This is a genomic window from Coleofasciculus sp. H7-2, assembly GCF_042747725.1.
Lineage (GTDB): Bacteria > Cyanobacteriota > Cyanobacteriia > Cyanobacteriales > FACHB-T130 > FACHB-T130.
Window position 1 is genome coordinate 101643 of record NZ_JBHZGO010000073.1, and the last position, 21168, is coordinate 122810.

The 21168-nt window shown below is 46.6% G+C and carries 16 protein-coding genes; 6 read left to right on the forward strand and 10 right to left on the reverse strand.

The annotated features are described in order from the left end of the window. Positions 1 to 46 precede the first annotated feature (46 nt). The gene (locus ACFW2W_RS14775) at positions 47 to 652 is read left to right on the forward strand and encodes a peroxiredoxin (protein WP_378179338.1); all 606 of its coding nucleotides are present in this window, start codon (positions 47 to 49) and stop codon (positions 650 to 652) included. A 126-nt stretch (positions 653 to 778) separates the two neighbouring features. On the opposite strand, the gene ACFW2W_RS14780 is transcribed toward ACFW2W_RS14775, so the two are convergent. Further along, a complete protein-coding gene (locus tag ACFW2W_RS14780; protein ID WP_378179341.1) occupies positions 779 to 2101 on the reverse strand; it encodes a tetratricopeptide repeat protein in 1323 nt (440 codons plus the stop codon). Positions 2102 to 2105: 4 nt separating this feature from the next. Continuing rightward, positions 2106 to 3479 carry an NB-ARC domain-containing protein gene (locus ACFW2W_RS14785; RefSeq protein WP_378179344.1) on the reverse strand — a complete coding sequence of 458 codons (1374 nt, stop codon included), beginning with the start codon at positions 3477 to 3479 and terminating at the stop codon, positions 2106 to 2108. 229 nt (positions 3480 to 3708) lie between these two features. On the opposite strand from ACFW2W_RS14785, the gene ACFW2W_RS14790 reads away from it, so the two are divergent. Both ACFW2W_RS14790 and ACFW2W_RS14795 read left to right on the forward strand, forming a co-directional pair. Next, positions 3709 to 4041 carry a hypothetical protein gene (locus tag ACFW2W_RS14790; RefSeq protein WP_378179347.1) on the forward strand — a complete coding sequence of 111 codons (333 nt, stop codon included), beginning with the start codon at positions 3709 to 3711 and terminating at the stop codon, positions 4039 to 4041. A gap of 168 nt (positions 4042 to 4209) precedes the next feature. Continuing rightward, entirely contained in the window at positions 4210 to 4752 is a 543-nt protein-coding gene (locus tag ACFW2W_RS14795) for a peroxiredoxin family protein (RefSeq protein ID WP_378179500.1), read from the forward strand. 288 nt (positions 4753 to 5040) lie between these two features. Here the strand turns inward: ACFW2W_RS14795 and ACFW2W_RS14800 are convergent, their stop codons facing one another. Continuing rightward, complete coding sequence (locus ACFW2W_RS14800) at positions 5041 to 5646, reverse strand: hypothetical protein (RefSeq protein WP_378179349.1); 606 nt, start codon at positions 5644 to 5646, stop codon at positions 5041 to 5043. 297 nt (positions 5647 to 5943) lie between these two features. On the opposite strand from ACFW2W_RS14800, the gene ACFW2W_RS14805 reads away from it, so the two are divergent. Together ACFW2W_RS14805 and ACFW2W_RS14810 are read left to right on the forward strand one after the other, a co-directional pair. Continuing rightward, positions 5944 to 7344 (forward strand): efflux RND transporter periplasmic adaptor subunit, encoded by a 1401-nt coding sequence (locus ACFW2W_RS14805; RefSeq protein ID WP_378179352.1) that lies wholly within the window; start codon positions 5944 to 5946, stop codon positions 7342 to 7344. Positions 7345 to 7418: 74 nt separating this feature from the next. Next, entirely contained in the window at positions 7419 to 10667 is a 3249-nt protein-coding gene (locus tag ACFW2W_RS14810; RefSeq protein ID WP_378179355.1) for an efflux RND transporter permease subunit, read from the forward strand. Positions 10668 to 10783: 116 nt separating this feature from the next. Here ACFW2W_RS14810 and ACFW2W_RS14815 read toward each other — a convergent pair whose 3' ends face one another. From ACFW2W_RS14815 to ACFW2W_RS14830, 4 genes are all read right to left on the reverse strand, one after another. Further along, on the reverse strand, positions 10784 to 14239 hold the full coding sequence (locus tag ACFW2W_RS14815; protein ID WP_378179358.1) for a GAF domain-containing protein: 3456 nt from the start codon (positions 14237 to 14239) through the stop codon (positions 10784 to 10786). A gap of 273 nt (positions 14240 to 14512) precedes the next feature. After that, positions 14513 to 14971, reverse strand: coding sequence for an NADAR family protein (locus ACFW2W_RS14820; RefSeq protein ID WP_378179361.1), 459 nt, complete (start codon positions 14969 to 14971; stop codon positions 14513 to 14515). A gap of 558 nt (positions 14972 to 15529) precedes the next feature. Beyond that, positions 15530 to 16372, reverse strand: coding sequence for a tetratricopeptide repeat protein (locus ACFW2W_RS14825; RefSeq protein ID WP_378179364.1), 843 nt, complete (start codon positions 16370 to 16372; stop codon positions 15530 to 15532). Positions 16373 to 16602: 230 nt separating this feature from the next. Next, positions 16603 to 17736 carry a geranylgeranyl reductase family protein gene (locus tag ACFW2W_RS14830; RefSeq protein WP_378179366.1) on the reverse strand — a complete coding sequence of 378 codons (1134 nt, stop codon included), beginning with the start codon at positions 17734 to 17736 and terminating at the stop codon, positions 16603 to 16605. Between the two features lie 427 nt (positions 17737 to 18163). Here ACFW2W_RS14830 and ACFW2W_RS14835 point away from each other — a divergent pair, with 427 nt between their 5' ends. Next, a complete protein-coding gene (locus ACFW2W_RS14835; RefSeq protein ID WP_378179372.1) occupies positions 18164 to 18343 on the forward strand; it encodes a family 2 glycosyl transferase in 180 nt (59 codons plus the stop codon). An 86-nt stretch (positions 18344 to 18429) separates the two neighbouring features. Here the strand turns inward: ACFW2W_RS14835 and frr are convergent, their stop codons facing one another. From frr to ACFW2W_RS14850, 3 genes are all read right to left on the reverse strand, one after another. After that, positions 18430 to 18978 (reverse strand): ribosome recycling factor, encoded by a 549-nt coding sequence (frr, locus tag ACFW2W_RS14840; protein WP_378179374.1) that lies wholly within the window; start codon positions 18976 to 18978, stop codon positions 18430 to 18432. Beyond that, the gene (gene pyrH / locus ACFW2W_RS14845; protein WP_378179377.1) at positions 18965 to 19693 is read right to left on the reverse strand and encodes a UMP kinase; all 729 of its coding nucleotides are present in this window, start codon (positions 19691 to 19693) and stop codon (positions 18965 to 18967) included. Before pyrH ends, frr begins: the two co-directional genes overlap by 14 nt. Positions 19694 to 19801: 108 nt before the next feature. Further along, positions 19802 to 21013, reverse strand: a complete 1212-nt coding sequence (locus ACFW2W_RS14850; protein WP_378179380.1) for an RNA-guided endonuclease InsQ/TnpB family protein — start codon at positions 21011 to 21013, stop codon at positions 19802 to 19804. Between the last annotated feature and the right edge of the window lie 155 nt (positions 21014 to 21168).

Genomic DNA, 21168 nt, shown 5'->3' on the forward strand with positions numbered 1-21168 from the left:
AGCACGAGTCAATGCAAAATCTATTCCATTTAAGGAGAATCCATTCATGACCCACCACACAGAAGGCTGTCTTCGGGTTGGACAAACCGCCCCAGACTTTACCGCAACCGCTGTGGTCGATCAGGAATTCAAGACCATTAAACTGTCTGACTATCGTGGCAAATATGTAGTCTTGTTCTTCTATCCTCTTGACTTTACATTCGTTTGTCCTACAGAGATTACAGCTTTTAGCGACGCTTATCCAAAATTTCAGGATCTCAACACTGAAATCCTTGGCATCTCTGTTGACAGTGAATTTTCCCACTTGGCATGGATTCAAACAGACCGCAAGTCCGGCGGCGTCGGCGACCTGAACTATCCCCTCGTTTCTGATATTAAGAAAGAAATTAGTGCTGCTTTCAATGTCCTCGATCCAGAGGCAGGCATTGCACTCCGGGGGCTGTTCATCATTGATAAAGAAGGCGTGATTCAGCACGCTACAATTAACAACCTGGCTTTTGGTCGCAACGTCGATGAGACTCTGCGGACGCTGCAAGCAATCCAGTACGTACAAACTAACCCCGATGAAGTTTGCCCCGCTGGTTGGCAACCGGGCGACAAGACGATGGTTCCCGACCCCGTTAAGTCAAAGGTCTTCTTTTCTGCCGTCTAAAAAATTTCTAGTGGCGAGTCAGTTTTATAACTGATTCAGTTGTGAATAAATCAAAACCCCAAGACATCTGATGAGATTTTTCTTATCAGATGTCTTGGGGTTTATTTTTTTATGATTGCGATCGCGTTAACTCCTGTAACGCCAGCGCACGATATCTAGATGCTGGTGATTGTATGCGATCGCTTTTTCATACTCTCCCAAGGCGCAATAGGTAGCACATAAATTGAGTAAGAGCCGCTCCTGTTCTGAAAAGTCATGGATTTTTTGTGCGATTGCTAAACTATTCTGCTGGTACTCAATTGCCTTATCATATTCTCCTAGAGAGCCATAGACACATCCTAGATTTCCCAGAATACCTAGCTCTCCCTTATCGTTTTCGAGTTCACGATAAATAAGCAAACTCTGCTGCCAGTATTCAACTGCTTTAGTATAGTGGTGAGATGGAAGATGATTTTGTGGCTGATGCGAAATACCAAGTTTACGATAATTAAAGTAAAATAATTTTTTATTTTGTGTTAATTTGTTTATATATGGATTTGTTGAAGACATACTATGATAATAGTCTCCCAAATTAAAATGAGCGCCGCCCAAAATTCCTAAAACATCTGCTTCCCCTCGACGATGTTGAATTTTTTTACAAATAGCTAAACTTTGGTTAAGGTAATCAAGCGCTTCAATATCTCGGTTTAAGAAACAATAAATTCCTGCCAAATTTCCTAAAGCTGCTGCCTCTGATCGGTAATTTTGGAGTTCTCGTGCAATCTCTAAGTCCTGCTGTGTGTACTTAATTGCTGTGTCATAGTTCTCTAGGGAACGGTATACAAGTCCAATATTTCCTAGAGCCTGTCCTTCTAACTGACGATCTCCTGATTTCTGTGAAACGGCTAAACATTTCTCATGGTATTCAAGTGCTTTAGCATAGTTTCCAAGTGAATCGTAGGCATTCCCTAAGCCTCTCAAAGCTAGACCTTCCAACTGCTGGTCTCTATTTTCCCGTGCGACAGCTAAACACCACTGATATCCCTCAATTGCTTTGTTGTAGTTCTCCAAGTGATAGCAGGAATCACTTAAACCATATACGAGCTGAACATCTAAACGGGAACCTAATTTGTCTAGAAGCCTGCTGTATAAACTAGCACGTTCATGATAAATACCCCAAAGTTCTAGTTGATTATGTAATTGCTCATTGGTAGGTGTATTGAGGCGAGTTAAGAGTATTCTACTAGCTTCTTCCCAAGCTTCCACTTCGCAGAGATGGTGAAATGCTTCCAAGTAGCCCCGCACTTTCTCTAGATTGGTTGCATCTGGCTTGGGTTTGTACTTTGTTAGCCAGTTGATGACGGCTCTGTAACGGGTGCGTTTCCAATGCGGATGAATAAATTTAATGGCTGCTGAATCGATACCTAGCTCAGCCAAAACCAATTCACTAGGCGGTAAAATATTACTCATTTTATTAATCCAGTTGTTTTAAGTGTTCAAGTGCTACACTGCGGATTAAATTGTGCTGTCTTAGTAGGAATTGATCGTCTTCAACAACTTCCTCAGCTAGATGGCGATTTCTTAACACCTCCAGCGCAGTCTCTTGCTGATCCTCATTGCAGTCCCAATCTTCCAAATGACTCAGCCAAAACTCCTCCGGTACTGGACAGCGATACACAGAAGCTTCGCAAAGCAATCGATAGGCATTAAGGACATCTCTCTTCAAGCGTCCAAAAGTTTTTTCCAGCCGATGTCGCACATTTTTTCTCAATTCACGAGTATATCGATCTAGCTGCCACTGGTCATCTGCTGATGCTGTTATTCCTTTCGTTTTGGCTTCCTCAATTGCCTTCTCGACTTCTTCAATTTCATGCCCATATTTGTTCCAGTAAACCACCACATTGCCATAAAAAGGCTTACTGCAAATTTCTCCTGAAATCACTCGCAAAGCTAAAGGATGTCCCTCATAAGCACCGCCAATCCGTTTTAGATACGGTGTGTTTGGTGAATCTGTGTCAACCTCTAGCCCAGTTTTATCGAACAACTCTAACCGTTCTGGTTCTGTAAGTCCACTCAAGACTGTACAATCCCAAAAGTTTTTGTAACGTGCTGGAATTTGCTCTGGCAAATCCTGGGAAGTCAGAAGAATTCGACTTTGGCAAGATTCTGCTGCTAGCAAACTTTCAAAAAATCTTACCCACCACTCATCTTTAAAATCATTCCATCCTTCTTCTTCATTCCCTTCTAAAATAAGTTCCAGCGAATCTATCAGCACCAGATACCGATTCTCTCGCAATCGCTTGACTAGCAAATTTAGCAACCGATTTGTATCTTTGCGGTCTTCTGGCGTAATGGGTTCTCCCCACTTTTCCAGCCATCGAGTTGCAACGCTGGCAAAGTCTGAAGTTTGCTGCTCGTTTTCAAAATTTTCTTGGTGAAACTTAGCCCACTCAGGCTGCAATTCCACTACTAATCGTTCAGCCAAAGCTGTTTTACCAATTCCCGTGATGCCAAGAAGGATTAATAAGCGGCACGAACTTTGAACTTTCTCAGTAAGTTTGGTAACTAGCTGCTCTCGACCAACCCAGGCATCATCATAAGCAAAAAACTCTGCTCTCGAATTTGTGTTAGACAATGGACTGTTATCAACAATCTCTTCCCAATCCTCAATTCCTACAGCTTTACAAATCCCGACGAAGGCATCTCGGTCAATTGGTATGGAGCGCCAAAATCGCTTCAAATTATGCTTTTCACCCCAGATAGCAGCTTGTTTGTTCCATCCTTTCCTCCTTCTAGCTTGATTGACGATTTCTATCCCCTGCTGGGATGCTCTGATAGTAGCTGCCATGCTTATCCTGTAATCTCTATCGACACATATTTAACTTTTATAACTTCTCCCGACTTCTAACTTGGCTCAGTTTTGGCTCAGTTTTGAAATCTGAGCCAAAGTTGCTACCAAACCAGAGCCATCAAGCCCAGACAGCTCAGGCATTGTAGATATGTCGGCTCTAGGAAGCAGCCAACAGCAAATCGCTTCTTCCTGGTAAAAACAATCGCTCTGAATTAGGACTAAGACAATGCAAGCTGAAAAATTCGTCCAACTGGAACTGCCTGTAAACCTGGAGAAAATTGACTACCTCAAGCCAATGCAAGAAGCAATTCAAAATATCCTAGACTTAATCTGGAAAGGGGTAATTTTGCAGATTTCGCCACCTGCTACGAAACAGCTAATGAGTCAGCATGGAAAACTCATCGCTTTTAGTAATGGCGAAGCTTACATTAAAGTTTCATCACTGGCGATTTTCCGAATGGCTGAGAAGAAGTTGCCAGATGTAGAAGCAGCTTTCAAGAAAGCTTTCGGTTACAAAGTCAAAGTTAGTTTAGTCATTGGCAAAACTCTCAATGGATAAAAAGGACACGCCAAGAGCTTAAAATTAAGTCGCATTTCTAACTTAAGAGGGATGCGATTTTTGTTGGGGATGAAGGATGCGATCGCTCTCTCGTCCACGATTCGCCCCGGTTCGCAAAAAAGTAAAGAACTATTACAATTACAGCAATCAAACCAAAATGATATACCAATGCTGACATCTACTGACTTTAGCGGACTGTTAAATCAACGCTTCTTTCAGAATTTCTTGCCGATTCCAGCAACCAGCCGTTTAAACCTGGGAGAAACGACTCCAGCATTTGAACTGCCGGACATTACTAATGGGGGTAAAGTCAAGTTATCGGATTACAGGGGAAAGCAACCCGTCATCCTTGCCTTCACCCGCATCTTCACCGAAAAGCAATATTGCCCATTCTGCTTTCCTCACATCAAAGCGCTGAATGAAAACTACGAGCGCTTTACCAGTTTGGGCGTCGAGGTGTTGATGATTACCAGTACCGACGAACAGCAGAGCAAAATTGTTGTCAAAGATCTGGGTTTAAAGATGCCCTTGCTCAGCGACCCCAGTTGTCGGACGTTTCGAGCTTACTGTACGGGTCAAGCTTTGGGTGCGCCTCTGCCAGCCCAATTCGTACTTGATAAACAGGGAATTCTGCGCTATAAACATTTGTTCTCCTTCCTCGACCATAACGCTGAAGTGGAGAAGCTGCTAGAGACGCTCAGCGGATTGTAGATTACTGGAATCATCCCAACAAGTTGTTTTCAGACCCTACTCTGTCTGAAGGCAACTTGGTCAGGACTTACGCAAAGTTATGGAAAGACGAACCGCGAAGGACGCTTCAAGACACAAAGGAATAAGAGTTTCAGAGAGTTCTTGCGTAAGTCCTATTGGTATTAAGTAGGCGGGATTAATTATTTGTAGTAGTGGTTAGCGATAGCGTAACCCATGCAGGTGTTGGGTTTCCTACGTCAACCCAACCTACGAAAATGTACTATGTCTGAAGGCAACTTGGTATTACTATCAGGGAAGTGGACGAGAAACCCTGTGGAAAAGCGGCACATCGTTAGCCATTGAATTAGCCATCAACAGGATATTTGACCGTTCTATGGTGGGAAAACTAACGCGATAAATGAAGTCATCCTGCTGCCACATTACTGAGGAAAATTCATAGGATGGCTTTTGCTTTGGTCCTTCTAACAGATATCCTCTAATATCCTTCCTTAAAGTGATGCGATCGCCTGCTGCTTTATGTTTTTCTAATTCTCTCATGGCATTCAGAGAAGTCTTTCTCTCAACCGAAAAACTTCCGACTAAGCACGGTTGGGGGTTACTGTAGCAGGTAAAAAGGCTAACAGTATAAATTAAGGGAGTTTCTGACGGGAAGACGCGGACAATCAACTCAGCAGGATTTACATCGGAGGGGCCGCTGAGTCGAATTTGGGACGGCAAGCGCATGACCAACCCAGGCGGGATGCTGCTTTGAATTTTCTCTAAATGGGAAGTAAATACAGGAGCGGGACGAGCTTGTACGGGCACGTTCTCAGATACCCTAATTACTACACTCCCAGCCACTGCCAGAACGACTGACAGATATAGATTTTTAACCCGCAAGAATTGGTAATGCAAGGATTTGAGAATTTGTCAAGGGTTTTAAAAAAAGCATAGCATCTGGAATCCTGCTCTGGGCGATCGCTCGCTGAAAACCAGAAGGCAGATGCCAAAGATCCGCCCTTAAGGCTGACCAATAGAACTGTCTTTGCACTTTATGATTTGTAAAGTGAACGTTTGTAAACTATCAGCAGTCTAAATAGATAGGCAGGCACAGAGCTAACCTGTTGCCTGTGCATCTCACCGCTGGACTGCCCCGCCGAATGCGAGTCCGAACAGTGTCCTGATTGGAACACCCAAGTGCAACTTAAGCGTATGTCTCCTGATGTATCTGCTGCTCTCTCTAGGCAGCAAGCGAGTCAAAAATCAACAAGCAAACTGCAAAATCAAAAAATTTCCCTATTTATATTGATATTTGCTGTTTTAGGGATGCCTTGGTTGACCAGTTGTGGCATTCTGCCGAAAGCTGAAGCGGAGGCTCAATCTCCAAGAGGACAACAAGGGGAGGCAGGAAAACCTACGCCAGTGGATGTCGCGATCGCTCGCAGCGAATCTCTCCAAGAAGATGTACAATACATCGGCACCACTCGACCAATCAGAGAAATATCGGTGCAACCCCAGGTGGAAGGACGACTGCTCTCGCTTAAGGCAGATGTGGGAGATGCGGTGGCTCAGGGTCAAATTGTTGCCCAGTTAGATGACACAACATTGTTAACTAGCGTGAATCAGGCGCAAGCAGAACTCGCAACGCTCCAAGCGGAAGTTGCCCGCGCCCGAACTCAGGTAGCCAATGCCCGGACACAGGTGGAACAGGCAAAAGTTGAATTGCAGCAAACACAGCGGGATGCGGCTCGACTGGCTGGATTGGCGAGACAAGGCGCGATCGCTCAGCAACAAGCAGAATTAGCCCAAACAGAAGCTCAAACGGCTCAACAAGCTTTGCTCTCTGCTCAGGCACAGGTGGGTACAGAACAGCAAGCAGTCGCAGCGGCTCAAGGCAGAGTCAAGGCGCAACAATCTGTACTGGCTCAAAGTCGCGAACGTCAATCCTATTCAGTATTAACTTCCCCAATTAGCGGCGTTGTCGTTTCTAAAGGGTTAGAACCGGGCGATTTAGCGAACCCAGGTAGTGAAATCTTGAAAATTGGAGATTTCAGCCGCGTCACAGTGGTGGTGCCAGTTTCAGAATTGGAACTGTCAAATATCCGGGTTGGACAATCGGTGCGGGTGCAATTAGACGCCTTCAAGAACAAGGAGTTTCTTGGAGAAGTGGTTCGCATTTCTCCGGCGGCGAATGTAGCGGCTCGTCAAGTGCCGGTAGAAGTCACGATTGCCAACCCCAAGGGTGAGATCGGCAGCGGCTTGTTGGCACGGGTCAGCTTTTCGTCAAATACGTCCCAACGGGTAGTGGTGCCGCAAACGGCGCTGCAAGAAGCAGGAGGGAGAGGGGGCAGAAGTGCAGAGGAGCCAGGGAGCCGGGGAGCCGGGGAGCCGAGGAACCCAAAACCAGCGGCGACGGTGTTTGTGTTGACCGGAAACAAGCAACAGCCAAGAGTGCAAGCTCGACCGGTGACAGTGGGCGATCGCGTAAATGGAAAAGTAGAAATTCTGTCGGGATTAAAGCCGGGAGAGCGATTTGTCAGTCGCGCTGGTAAGCCGCTCAAAGATGGCGAACCTGTACGCTTAAGTGTTTTATCAGAAACCAAAGCGCCGTAAAGTTTTGAGTTTTGACTTCTTAATTCAAAACTCAAAATTCCGAATTAACTCAAAATTCAGAACTCAAAATTATTATGTCTGGATTTAGCCTAAGCGCGATCGCCATCCGCCGCCACATCGGCACACTCATGCTTACCATCGCCGTGTTGGTGCTGGGAGTGTTCTTTCTCTCCCAACTCCAAGTAGATTTGTTGCCATCTATCACCTATCCCCGGATTGGCGTGCGGATAGAAGCGCCTGGGATTTCCCCAGAAGTGGCAGTTGATGAAATTACCAAGCCACTAGAAGAAACTTTGAGTACCACACAAGGAGTGGTGCAAGTTTACTCCCAAACCCGCGAAGGGCAGGTGAGTTTAGACTTGTACTTTGAACCGGGAGGCAACATTGACCAGGCGCTAAACGATGCTACTGCTGCCTTTAACCGGGGTCGCAGCAGGCTCCCCAGTACCATCGAAGATGCCCGCTTATTTAAAGTTGACCCCTCCCAGCTGCCCGTTTACGAAGTGGCGCTGCAATCCTCTTCGCTGGGAGATGCGGATTTGCGGGTATTTGCCGATGAAGAATTATCCCGCGAACTGGGTGTAGTTAATGGTGTCGCCAGCGTCGATGTGGCGGGTGGGGTGGAAGAAGAAGTGCGTGTGCAAATTGACCTGAATCGCTTACAGGCGCTGGGGGTGAGTTTGGTAGATGTTTTAAATGCTTTAGGCGATCGCAACCAGGATATCTCTGGCGGTCGTCTGCAAGGCGCTGACTCCGAACCGCTAACCCGCACCGTCGGACGCTTTCAGAATGCTCAAGAAATTAGCAATCTCTCCTTTGAAGTTGGTTCCCCAACCGCTAGCTCAGGAGGAGCAGCAAGCCCTACACTTTTACCGCAATCTCGCGTTTATCTAAGAGATTTTGCCGAAGTCATTGATGGTACAGAAGAACAGCGGGTATTTGTCTATCTTAATGGGCAACCAGCGGTAAAACTCAGCATCCAAAAGCAACCGGATGCTAATACTATCGAGGTTGTGGATGGAGTTAAAAAACGCATCGAAGAACTGCGGCAAGCTGGGGTGATTCCTGAAGACATGAAACTGCTGGCAACGCTGGATGAATCGAGATTTATCAGCAACTCGATCTCCAACGTGACCAGTTCCGGATTGCTGGGTGCAGGGTTGGCAGCGTTGGCGGTGATGCTATTTCTCGGTAGCGCCCGTCAAACTTTAATTATTATCATCGCCATTCCCCTAGCGACCATCGCGGCGATTATCTTAATGCAGCTATTTGGACTCTCCATCAACATTTTCAGCTTAGGTGGTTTGGCACTAGGTGTGGGGATTGTCGTAGACAACTCTATCGTGATGATGGAGACGATTGCCGAAGGTGCTGGCATGATTCCGGGTCAGGATAGCAAAGCCCGCCTGAATAGTCAGCAAGTAATCGATCAAGCAGAACGCAGCGGTCGCGAGGTGGAATCGGCACTTATTGCCTCTACTACTACCAACTTAGTATCTGTGCTGCCGTTTTTGCTGATTGGTGGCTTTTTCTCCCTGCTATTTAGTGAATTAATTCTTACCATTAGTTTTTCTGTAGCTGCCTCCCTATTGGTGGCGCTGACAGTTGTGCCAGCACTCAGTTCCCGGTTGTTGGCAATCCAGTGGTCGAGTGGCGTGGGTCAGTTTTGGCCTTTGCGCGAATTTAACCGCCGATTTGAGGCAGCGACTGGCAGCTATACCCGCTTTTTGACTGGAGTAGTGCGTTATCGGTTGTTAGTCATCGCCGCTATTTTTCTGCTTTTCGGCGGCAGTAGTTTTTGGATGGTCGGTCAAATTCCTCAAGAAATTCTGCCTCGGATTAATACAGGTCAAGCAAATTTGTTTGCCCAGTTTCCTCCCGGAACTAGCGTGGAAACTAACCGCAAAGTGATGAAACTGGTGGACGAAATCCTGGTTAAACAGCCAGAAAGCGACTATGTATTTAGCACAGCCGGAGGTTCTCTGTTCGGCAGCAACACCAATGCCAATCCCCTACGAGCTTCCAGCTCAATTACCCTGAAGCAAGGTACAGATGTCGAGAAGTTTGTCGAAAAAGTCAATCAGGAGTTTAACAAACTTAACTTGGCGGGGATTCGTCTGCGGCTGAATCCCGGTCAGGTACGAGGGATTATCCTAAGTAATTCGCCAGTGCGGGGGGCGGATGTGGATATCATCCTCCAGGGAAACGATGAGCAGCGGTTGCAACAGGCAGGGCGGCAAGTGCTGCAAGCCGTGGATGAGCGAGTAAAAAGTGCAACTTTCCGACCTGATGCTGACTCTCGACAACCAGAAGTGCAGATTCGACCGGATTGGGAGCGTGCAGAGGAGTTGGGGTTGACGACGCAAGACATTGGGCAAACGATTCAGACGGCAATCGAGGGGTCAGTACCGACTCAGTTGCAAAGAGGCGATCGCTTAGTGGATGTGCGCGTACAATTCAATGAAGAATCTGTGCAACGCGCTTCGCAACTGGCACAATTACCCTTATTTGTCAATAACAACAGCTTAGTTCGGCTGGGTGATGTCGCTACCATTTCCGAAGGTCAAGCGCCTGGTGAAGTTCAGCGGATTAACCAACGACAGGTTTTTATCATTGCGGGTAGTCTGAGTGAAGGAGCTAACCTCAGCGATGCCCTGACAGAGGTAGACGAGGTACTGGGGAATTTGCGATTACCCGAAGGCGTGAGCGTGCTTCCCAGTTCGGCAGAGGAAACGAATCAGCAGTTGCAAAACTCCTTGAAAATTTTAGGAGGTTTAGCCGCTTTCTTGGTTTTCGTCGTCATGGCGGTGCAATACAACTCCTTGATTGACCCCTTGGTAATTATGCTCACGGTGCCGCTGGCTTTAGCGGGGGGCATTCTGGGGCTTTATATCACCCAAACTCCTATCGGTGCTACGGTGCTAGTCGGTGCGGTGCTGCTGGTGGGTATTGTGGTGAACAACGCCATCATCATGGTGGAGTTGGCTAACCAGATTCACGAACAGGAAGGCATCGACCGACAAGCGGCGATTTTAAAAGCGGCTCCCATGCGCCTGAGAGCGATTATGATGACCACCATCACTACGGTTCTCGGCTTGTTTCCTTTGGCACTGGGAATCGGGGAAGGCTCAGAATTTCTGCAACCGCTAGGCGTTGTGGTGTTTTCCGGTCTATCTCTGGCGACGCTGCTAACCTTGTTTATTATTCCCTGCTTCTACGTGCTGCTGCACCAGTTCCCGGTTAGCAAGCAGGTACTGAAATGGCAGCGATCGCTCTCCAGAAAATTTGCCCGTAAAACTTTTTCTAGCGATCGCAAGTTCTAGTTGATGCTGTCTTCAGCCGAGTCTGGTGCTTGACAGATGAACGAGCCCGAACCGACTCTTGTCAGCGCTTTGCGATCGCGCTCGTTCGCTTTTTGCCACAGCATCAATTGCTTCTTTCAATTTTGTGGATGAACGGGAATTTCAATCCAGAACTCAGTACCCTTGTCTGGTTGAGAAGAACACTTAAAGACGCCGCCGTGTTTTTCCACCACAATTTGATAGCTGATCGACAGTCCCAAACCAGTGCCTTTACCAACCGGCTTGGTCGTGAAAAAAGGATCGAAGATTTGCGCCTGCACTGCCTCTGGCATACCAGGGCCATTGTCAATAATTTGAATCACCACATGAACAGGATCGGGGATGGAGGGATGAATAGGAGAATCTGTTTCATGCTTTATCCTTCCTTCTTCATCCTGTATTTTTTCATCTTTTATTCTTTCTGCTTCCTCCTTCAAAAAGGTGCGAATAGTAATCTGACCGGGTGAAGTTTTCACTTCCGATTGTGTTAGAACAGCCTTGTCACTTGCGTGCTGCACAGAACCAGCAGCTTCTCCGGTTGCCATCGGGTAGGAAGATTGACCCCAGTCGTTTTGCGGCTCCAGCGCGTCAATCGCATTGCTAAGGACATTCATAAACACTTGATTGAGCTGACCGGCATAGCACTCAACTAAGGGCAGATCGCCATAAGCCTTTACAACTTCAATAGTGGGAGCATTGCCCTTCCCTTTGAGTCGATGTTGCAAGATTAACAGCGTGCTGTCTAAACCTTCATGGATATCCACCCGTTTCATCTCGGCTTGGTCAAGGCGAGAGAAATTCCGCAGAGACAGCACCAGTTGACGGATTCTGTCAGCCCCCACCTTCATCGACGACAGCATTTTGGGCAGGTCTTCAGCAATGAATTCCAAATCAATTGCTTCTGCCCGTTTGGCAATCTCCCGATCGGGATGGGGATAACGCTCCTGGTATAGATGCAACAGATCGAGCAAATATGAAGCGTACTCGCCAACGTGAATGAGATTGCCGTAAATAAAATTAACCGGATTGTTGACTTCGTGAGCCACACCTGCAACTAGCTGCCCCAAACTCGACATTTTTTCGGTCTGAATCAGTTGGGTTTGGGTTTGTTGTAATTCTTGGAGGGCACAAGCGAGTTGTTCTGCTTGGTGTTGGGTTTGAGCGAGTAATTCTGCTTGCTGTAGCGCGACGCCGAGTTGAGCGGCAATTTGGGTAGCAAAATCAATGGACGGGGCGTCCCAGTATCGCGCTTGGGAGCATTGATGAATACAGAGCAATCCCCAAAGAACGTCTCCTTTGAGCAGTGGCACCACCAAGTTAGCTCGAATTTGAAATAGGGAGAGAATTTGGAGGTGAAAATCTGTTAAGCCTGCATCGTAGATGTCAGCAACCACCTGAATCTGACCTTGATGATACTGCTGGGCGTATTCCCCTCCAAAGCAGCGATCGCGGATTTTCATGGTTAAAGCCGAGACAAAACCATCTCGAACATCCTCAGAGACAAACTCTCCCACTTCCCAGTTCGACTCCGGATCGAAGCGAAAAATGCCGACTCGATCGGCGTTGAGCAGGTGCCGAACTTCAGTCACTGTTGCTTTGAGAATGGTATCGAGGTTCAGAGAGTCTCGAATTTTAGTAACCACTCTAAATAATGCTTTTTGTTGTTCCGCTGCTTGCTTGATGCGACGAGTTTGCGCGGTAGCAGTAGCAGCGGCACTACGGCTTTTTTGGTAGAGTTCGGCTTGCTGAATTGCGATCGCGGCTTGATCTCCCAGCTGCTGTAGCAGCTCGACTTCGGCAACATTCCAGGCTCTCGGAGCATGACACTCATGGGCAATTAGCAGTCCCCACAGTTGTTCGCCCATCCGAATCGGTACGACTAGATTGGCTTGCACCTGCATACTCTGCAAAAACTCCCAATGACAAGCAGTGATATTTTCCGTTTTTGCATCGTTAATCGCTCGCACCCGCCCTTGACTATAAAGCTTCGCATACTCCTCTGGAAAGCAATCTTCCGGTCCCGTCAAACCCAACACTGAGGGCCAGTTGCCATTAACGGCTTCCACCACCACCAAGCCATGCGATTTTCGGGTGAGCTGGTAAATCACGACTCGGTCTGTGTCCAGCAGCAGTCTAACTTCCCGAACGATGGTTTGCAGGATGGTTTGTAAGTCCAGGGTGCTGCGAATTTGGTCTAATACCTTACCGAGGACTTTGGCAAACTCTAAGGACTGTTGCAACTGGGTGGTTCGCTCTTGAATTTGATGCTCCAGGTTGCTATTGAGAGACTGCACCTGTAAGTACAGCAGATACTGCTCAATCGCCATTGAGAAATGATGACCCAAGGCTTGAGCGAGTTCAATTTCTTCCTGAGTCCACGCTTGTGCTTGACCTCGTTTCAGTTCCCTCCATGCCTCAAAAGAGTTACGGGGTTGCAGTTGTCGCTGATCGGGGTCAAAATTTCCAGCCCACAAAGTTTCCGTGTCAATTTCATTGCGGAAAATGCACAAATATCCCAGAAACTGTTGACGATACTGGAGGGGGACAATGAGTATGCCCCGAATCCGAGTCGTGCGGAATGCTGGCGCGAGGACTCGCAGATGAGCTTGTTTATAGAGATCCGTCACTGCCTTGATGGGATTGCAGGCAATATCTTGTAACTTTAAATATTCCTGCCAAACGGGATGCTCTTCAAGCGGACGATCTTTGCCGATGGCTCCTAGCATGGGTTGCTCACCGCAGGCAAATAGGGTTGACTGACTTGGGTTTTCTGCCGCTATGTAAATTCTGCCACCACAACCTTGAAAGGCTGCAACCGTTTCCGCAAGGGCGTCAGAGAGCTGAATCGTTGGCAGCGCATGGAGCAGGGTTGCAACTCGGTTAATCCGAGCTTCCCGCGTCGCTTGGGTGCAGGCTAGTTGCAGTAAGGTGGATTGAGCGATCGCAATTGAAACTTGATCCGCTACTAACTGGACGATTTGCAGTTCTTGTTCCGAAACCGAACGCGGTTCAGAGTGATGAGAGACTAATAAACCCCATAGTTCCGCCTGGGTCTGCTGCGTGCGGGCATCATGATACAGAATCGGCACCACGAGGGAAGATTTCACTCCCATTGCCGTGAGATATTCAATATGGCAGGAATCTACTGGGCGATAGCGAATATCTTCCGCCTTCAAAGCAGCACCCGTCTGGGCGCAATCCAATGAACTCAGACCAATTAACCCTAAGGAAACATCGACAATTGAGCGCTGGCGAGCCTTAAGAAACTTCTCGCGGGCGTGGGGAGGAATGTCATCAGCCGGAAAATTTAGCCCCATCAAGGATGGGAGGCGATTGTCATCAATCGCCTCGGCAATCACTTCTCCACTGCCATCAGCATGAAACCGATAAATCATCACGCGGTCGGTTGCAAGCAATGAGCGAATTTCAGCGACTGTCGATGACAAAATTTCTGGCAATTCTAGCGATCGCCGAATCCGATTCGTGATTCCGTGTAATAAGCTTGCTTGGTCTATTTCTTGCTGCATTGTTTGCGTATTATCACTTAAGCTCATTCGCTTTATCCACCACGTCTATAAATTCAGGTCTGTATGAATGTTTTTTGTATAGTTCTATTTTGTAACTAAAAAGTCATGATGGGTATTCGTAAAACTATTGATTTTATCAAACTTTTAAACTTATTGTTAAATTTAATATTATTTAAAAAATTTGATTCAAAAATATTGACAGTCTACTTAAATTGTGGTAGATAAATTTAAAAATTATTTTCCCTAAGAAAATCGCTTGCTTCAGGTTAGCCAAATATACAAATTTAGAAAGGAGTAATGCTACTTTTTTCCTAACCGTTGCCGGATTTCTTGACGGACACTCATCAGAATTTTTCCCAAATGATTTTGTCCAGTTTTTTCTACACCGCAACCCCAATAATAATCGGTGGGAGAATCCTCCACGATCGGGCGATCGCCAGTAGAAAGCAGAATAGATTGAATCTCTAGGTGAGTCAGAAACTTGGTTAGCACGGCTTCGCGCATAATTTGGGTTTTCACTTGTTCCCAGTCCTGACGGATGTGGCGGGTGCGATCGCGTCCCAGTGTCGCGGCTTCCATTGGCGTCTTCGCGCCAGCGATCGCCCGGATTAACGCTTCATCTTCAGTACCAACAAATTTTTGCGCTTGATAATAATGCTCCACCGTCATCCAATCTTGACCCAGCAAATGAATCCCATGAGGAGAAAAGTTGGAAAAACATCCGTAGGGATCGTCAACTTTGTAAAAGTAAATCGTCATGTCGAAACAAGTAAGAGTGTTTGTCCCAGTTCTACCATGCTTGTTGCTGCAAGGGATGCACTCTAGTAGCCGACTTTAAACCGATCGAGTACTCAGCGTCATCAAAGTTGAGGATGTTAAGCGCCTGTTGCCAACATCCCGACCCAGCTTTGGGAGTGTCTCCCCGCTGCTAGTTGTCTAGTTACAGTTCCAGAAAAAAGTTATCCATACGCCAATACGGTTCATTTAGAGCTAAAAATCCAAAATCTGCGTAGGTTGGGTTGAGGAACGAAACCCAACACGCATAAGCATTTGTTGGGTTTCGTTCCTCAACCCAATCTACTAGCACGTCTAGACTAAAATGCTGGGTTGATAAAATTCGCTCTCATCAAATTTTGCCAACATTATAGGCGTCGCTTTACCCAACAAATTAGTGTTGGGTTTCGTTCCTCAACCCAACCTACAACTTCCAGAAAAAAGTTATCCATACACCATTGTAGGGGCACGACAATGCCGTGCCCCTACTCCTTGAATCAAAAATCCTATCCTCTTTTCAGGGAATGGGAGTGTCAAAACTGGTTACTGTTTTCCCAATGCCTTTAATCCCTGGTCAATTTGGTCAGCTTGCTGAGTTTGACCTTGCTCTTTAAACAAGTCTCTGGCTTTTTTCATAGCTTCGATTGACTCAGACTTTTTACCTTGTTGATTTAGAGCTACCCCTAAGCCAAAGTAAGCAGGTGCTGCTTTCGGAGCAATTTCAGTGGTCTTTTTGAGAGCTGCGACTCCCTCATTTAACTTTCCTTGTTTGACCAAGGCAACCCCTAAGAAATAGTGTGCATCTGCACTTTTAGGGTCAATTTCAATTGCCTTCTTGAAAGCCTCAGTCGCTTCGGGTAATTTCTTTTCGCCTTGGGCACCTAAAGCCACTCCCAAATCATTGTAGGATTTGGCGTTTTTTGGCTCGATTTCAATTGACTTTTTGAAGTTGGTAGCCGCTTCAGGTAATTTGCCTTGATTGACCTGAATAAATCCTAAATCATTATAAGATTTGGCATTTTTGGGATCGATTTCAATTGCCTTTTTGAAAGTAGCAGATGCTTCTTCCAGTTGCTTTTCTTGAACCTGAACAAATCCTAATTTATGATATAGTTCTATATTTTTAGGATTACTTGCAATTGCCTTTTTAAAAGCGTCACTTGCTTCAGGGAATTTTTTTTGGTTGACCAGAATAGTTCCTAATTTATTGTAAGTTTCTGCATCTTTGGGATTAATCTCAACGGCTTTGTTGTAGTCAGCGATCGCTTCGTTTAATTTGCCTTGCTGAGCTAAAGTATTTCCTGAGTCAACATACTTTTTAGCGTCAGCCTCTGATTTTTGACAACCTAGTGTCAGGAAGCTTAAGCATCCCGCTACTACAATCATCAGCCCGAACCTGGATAACTTTGCAGTCCTAGAAGACATAACCTAGCAAGTTTCTGGATGAAAGCCCCAATATAACACATGAGGAAATTTCATCACTGACGATTTTAAAGGGCGTTGCACGCTCAAAAATTTGATTTTGTGGAGTGGGCAATGCCTACCAAATCTTATCTGGGTGGGCTTTTGCCCACCCAAAAGAAGTTAACCCTCAACTTTCTAAATGCTCAATCGTTTTACCCACCCATTCCCGGTATCATGCTCTTGCTGAGGCGTTTGATAGCACTGTCTGCCACTTCAGAGTAACGACTTTCTCCGCACAGGATCTTGCCCATGCGCTCAGTGGCAGCAGGGCGCTTAACACCGACTCGATAAGCAATACCAGGAATTCTGTAGAACACTCCTGCTAAGCGTTGCGCCCATAGCATATCCGATCCCCATTCTTGGGCGATCGCGTCGGTATATCCTTCCAGAGCATTGCCATCGCCGGAGAGGGATTTGTCAATCGCTTCCGCTGCCTTCAAGCCGCTAAACATTGAGGGACGAATTCCCTCAGCAGTAAACGGATCGACAACACAGGCGGCTTCTCCGGCTAAAACTGCATTTTGCGTATGCAGCGTTTGATTGCCATCCCACAGGCAAAGGGGATGACCATATTGCTGGCTAGTATTGACCTCTACGCCGAAGGACTTGGCGTACTCAGCCAAAATTTTCTTAAAGTCTTGAGGTTCACCGCCGATAAACGTGCCAACACCGATAGAATAGCCGTCTGCTTTGGGAAAGTTCCAAATATAGCCATTTTTGACCATCCCAAATTCAAAATGGATCTTTTGCTCGTTAGCATTTTGGACGGGTACTTCTGCCTCCAAGGCTCCAGCCAGACGCCGTTTGCGCTCTTTAAAGCCCAGCCACTTAGCCATTGGCCCTTTGGCTCCGTCTGCGGCAATCAGATAGCGACCTTCAACAGGTCCATTGGCGGTGTTGACTTGCCAGCGATCGCTTTTAAACTCAATCCCCGTCACTTCAGTGCTGTCTCGCAGTTCTGCGCCTTGTTTCTGCGCCTGCTGCATCAGGAAGTTGTCGAAAACGTCTCGCCGTACCATCCAAATCGGTTTTCCCGTTTCCAGCTCTACTTCCACTGGATCGCCCATTTTCCAGGTATAGCGGAGTGATTTGAGTTTTAAGGAAATCGCTGGAGAAAAATCAAAATCAAACCACTCTTGTACCGCAGGCGATACTCCACCCCCACACGGTTTGTAACGCGGCATTGCGTCTTTTTCTAGGACTAAAACCGAACGCCCTCCCTTAGCTAGATGATAAGCTGCGGTTCCACCTGCTGGCCCAGCACCGACAATAATGCAGTCAAACATCGTGTTAATTTTTGCTCCTGAACACACTTGCATTTAAGCCTGTCAATCGAAGAATCTACATCCTCACGCTTGACACTCACTGGTAATTAAGCTTAATTGCTTTCCCTACCAGTTGGCTATTTGCGTAATTATCCCTATCTCAGTAAAACGTATACAATTTCAGGCTTTCAGGTTTTTTAGCCTAAATAATATTCGCCTCGATTTAGATTGTATCTTTACTTCTAGAAGACAAACCGTGTTTTCCAGTACGTAGTCGTTCAGCTTTTTCTTCCAGACAACTAGAAAGTGCGATCGCTATGTTTATTCAATTCATTAATTTTACTGAGTGCAAAGTTTGTATAAAGCTTATAGGATGGGTTCATGAAAGCTTTATAAAGTCGCTTACCGACTATTTTGTGCTTCTACTATTTTCATAAGGGGAAAAGCGATGTTCTGGGAATTACGCATCCAATACGCCAACGGCAACGAGAAAGTTTTACGCACCTGCAAAAATCGAGAAACAGCCCTGCGGTACATCGATGCGATCTACTCCCAGGGCTATCCTATGCACGTTGCTTTCCTAGTTCGTCCTGCCTTTTTAGATGGACAAGCGCTCCAACCTGCGTAGTATCAGTTTTTAGCCCTTCGTCCTGAGTTTGTTAGCTTTTGCGCGATCGCTTTTAACGAACGACCCATGACAAGTGACTAATGACTTTAAACGGTAGTGATATCTTTCTCTTTTTCGGCTAACAGCTCATCAACTTTGGCAACGTACTTGTCAGTTAGCTTTTGAATTTTTTCCTGTAAGTCTCTCCCTTCATCCTCAGAGATTTCACTATTTTTTTCTTGCTTGCGAATTGAGTCTACGGCGTCGCGGCGGATATTGCGAACAGAAACTCTACCTTCTTCAGCATACTTGGCAGCGATTTTCGCCAGTTCTTTACGGCGATCGCTGGTTAGAGGTGGAATATTCAATCGAATGACCGAGCCATCATTGCTCGGAGTTAAACCGACATCTGATAAAGAAATGGCTTTTTCAATCAGGTTCAAGCTGCCGCGATCGAACGGTTGAATGGTAATCGTACTAGAATCTGGTGTATTGATACTTGCCAGAGATTTCAGAGGGGTTGGGGAACCATAATATTCCACCGACACCCGGTCGAGGAGGGAGGAGTTCGCCCGTCCCGTCCGAATGGTATTAAAAGACCGCTGAGTCGCCTCAATTGTCTTTTGCATATGATTTTCAACATCAGCTAATTTCACAGAATCCTCCTACAATTGTTCCCACAGCTTCTCCCATAACGGCGCGGTGGATATTGCCCCGCACCGAGAGGTCGAACACAACGATCGGGATGTTGTTGTCTTTGCACAGGGCGATCGCGGTACTATCCATCACTCGCAGATCGTGAGTGAGGACGTGCCCGTAGGTCAGGCTCTGATAGCGACGCGCACCTGGGTTGAGATGGGGGTCTGAATCATAGATCCCATCTACTTTGGTTGCCTTAAAAATTACATTCGCATCAATTTCCGCCGCTCGCAAGGCAGCGGTCGTATCAGTGGTGAAGAAGGGGTTTCCCGATCCCGCCCCAAAAATCACTACCCGTCCTTTTTCCAAGTGGCGAATAGCACGACGCCGGATGTAAGGCTCCGCCACTTCCTGCATTGCGATCGCTGTTTGCACTCGTGTCGGGACTCCGATTTGCTCCAAGGAGTCTTGCAAGGTCATCGCATTCATCACCGTTGCAATCATCCCGATGTAGTCGGCTGTCGCCCGATCCATGCCAGCCGAAGCTGCCTTGACACCGCGAAAGATATTGCCGCCACCTACGACAATCGCCATCTGAATGCCAGTTGCCACGACATCTGCGACTTCCTGAGCGATTTCCTGAACCACAATTGGATCGATTCCATAGCCCAGGTTGCCCATTAAAGCTTCACCGCTCAGCTTTAGTAAAACGCGCCGATAAGTTATCCCCATGCCCAGACTATTGTCTCACTCAAAATACCTCCACCATAAGATAACAGTAGAGGAGTAAGTTTTGTGATATTATCCCCAAATTCAGTTAGTGAATTACCTACACCAACCCTAACGGGTATGGAGTAGGCTTCCAATTTCAATGGGAGCAACCTCGGAGTTCGTGGATTTTTTACGTCCAGAACCATGAGGATTTACACTCCCTCGATTGGCAGTAGCGCTGATTCCCAACGCCAATAATCGCAAGCCTTCATTTCTGATATTGATTGCCGCATTCACGTCTCGGTCATGTCTCTGACCACAGTGAGGGCAATCAAAGAATCGCACAGACAGATCCATTTTCGGAATCTTGAGCAGCGTGTTTGAACAAAGGTGAGAAGACGGAAAGAAGCGGTCTACTTCGAGATACGTCTTGCCATCAAACTCAGCTTTGTACTTGAGCATCGTGCAGAACTTCCCCCATCCAGCATCGCTGATAGCTTTTGCCAGGTTATGATTCTTCACCATGTTTTTCACTGCCAGATTTTCCACCACCACAACTTGGTTTTCGTTGACTAGCTTGCGAGATAGTTTGTGGAGGAAATCAACTCTTACTCGTGCAATTTTGCTGTGAACCTTGGCAACCATTTTTCTCGCTTTGGTGCGAGTTTGACTACCTTTCACTTTTCTCGATATCTTCTGTTGTTTCCGTTTTAAGTTATGAGCGTGTTTTTTAAGATGTCTGGGATTCTGAAACTTTGAGCCATCGGAGGTAACGGCGAAATCAATCAATCCCAGATCAATCCCAACCGCTTTACCCTCACTGGTGATCTCAGTCTTTTCAATGCCATCGTCTATCAGCAAAGAAGCATAGTAGCGTCCGTCAGGAGTCTTTGAGACTGTGACGGTTTTGAGCTTTCCTTCCGGTAAGGCACGATGAATCTTGGCTTTCACAATTCCCAGTAGCCCTGGAAACTTGATCGCGGATTTGCTCGTGACTTTCACGTTGGCGGGATACTGCACTGATTGACGGTCAAACTTGGTCTTGAAAGCAGGATATTTCGCCCGTCCTTCAAAGAAGTTTTGAAAAGCTTGAGACAGATTCAGCACCGACTGTTGAAGGCACTGCGAATAGGTTTCTTTCAGCCATTCAAACTCTGTCTTGAGCAGTGGAATGCGTTTCTTCATGTCGAGCGCAGATACGCCTTTACCCGTCCCTTTGTAGGTCTCTGACATCAAAAAGAGAGACTGATTCCACAGCCATCGCGTTGCGCCAAAGTCTTTGGACAACTGGATAACCTGCTCATCAGTGGGGTAAATTCGCACATGAGTTGCTTTCAACATCCCATTACTTTATCGCGAATCTAGATTGTTGATAACACTGGTTTGTGGCGAGTTCTGAGAGAGTGTTCATTGCGGTGCTGATATCCTTTCTCGTCAAACATTGGCAGATATCGCCCCGCAATTCACGCGCCTTTCATCCCACACCAACGCTTGAG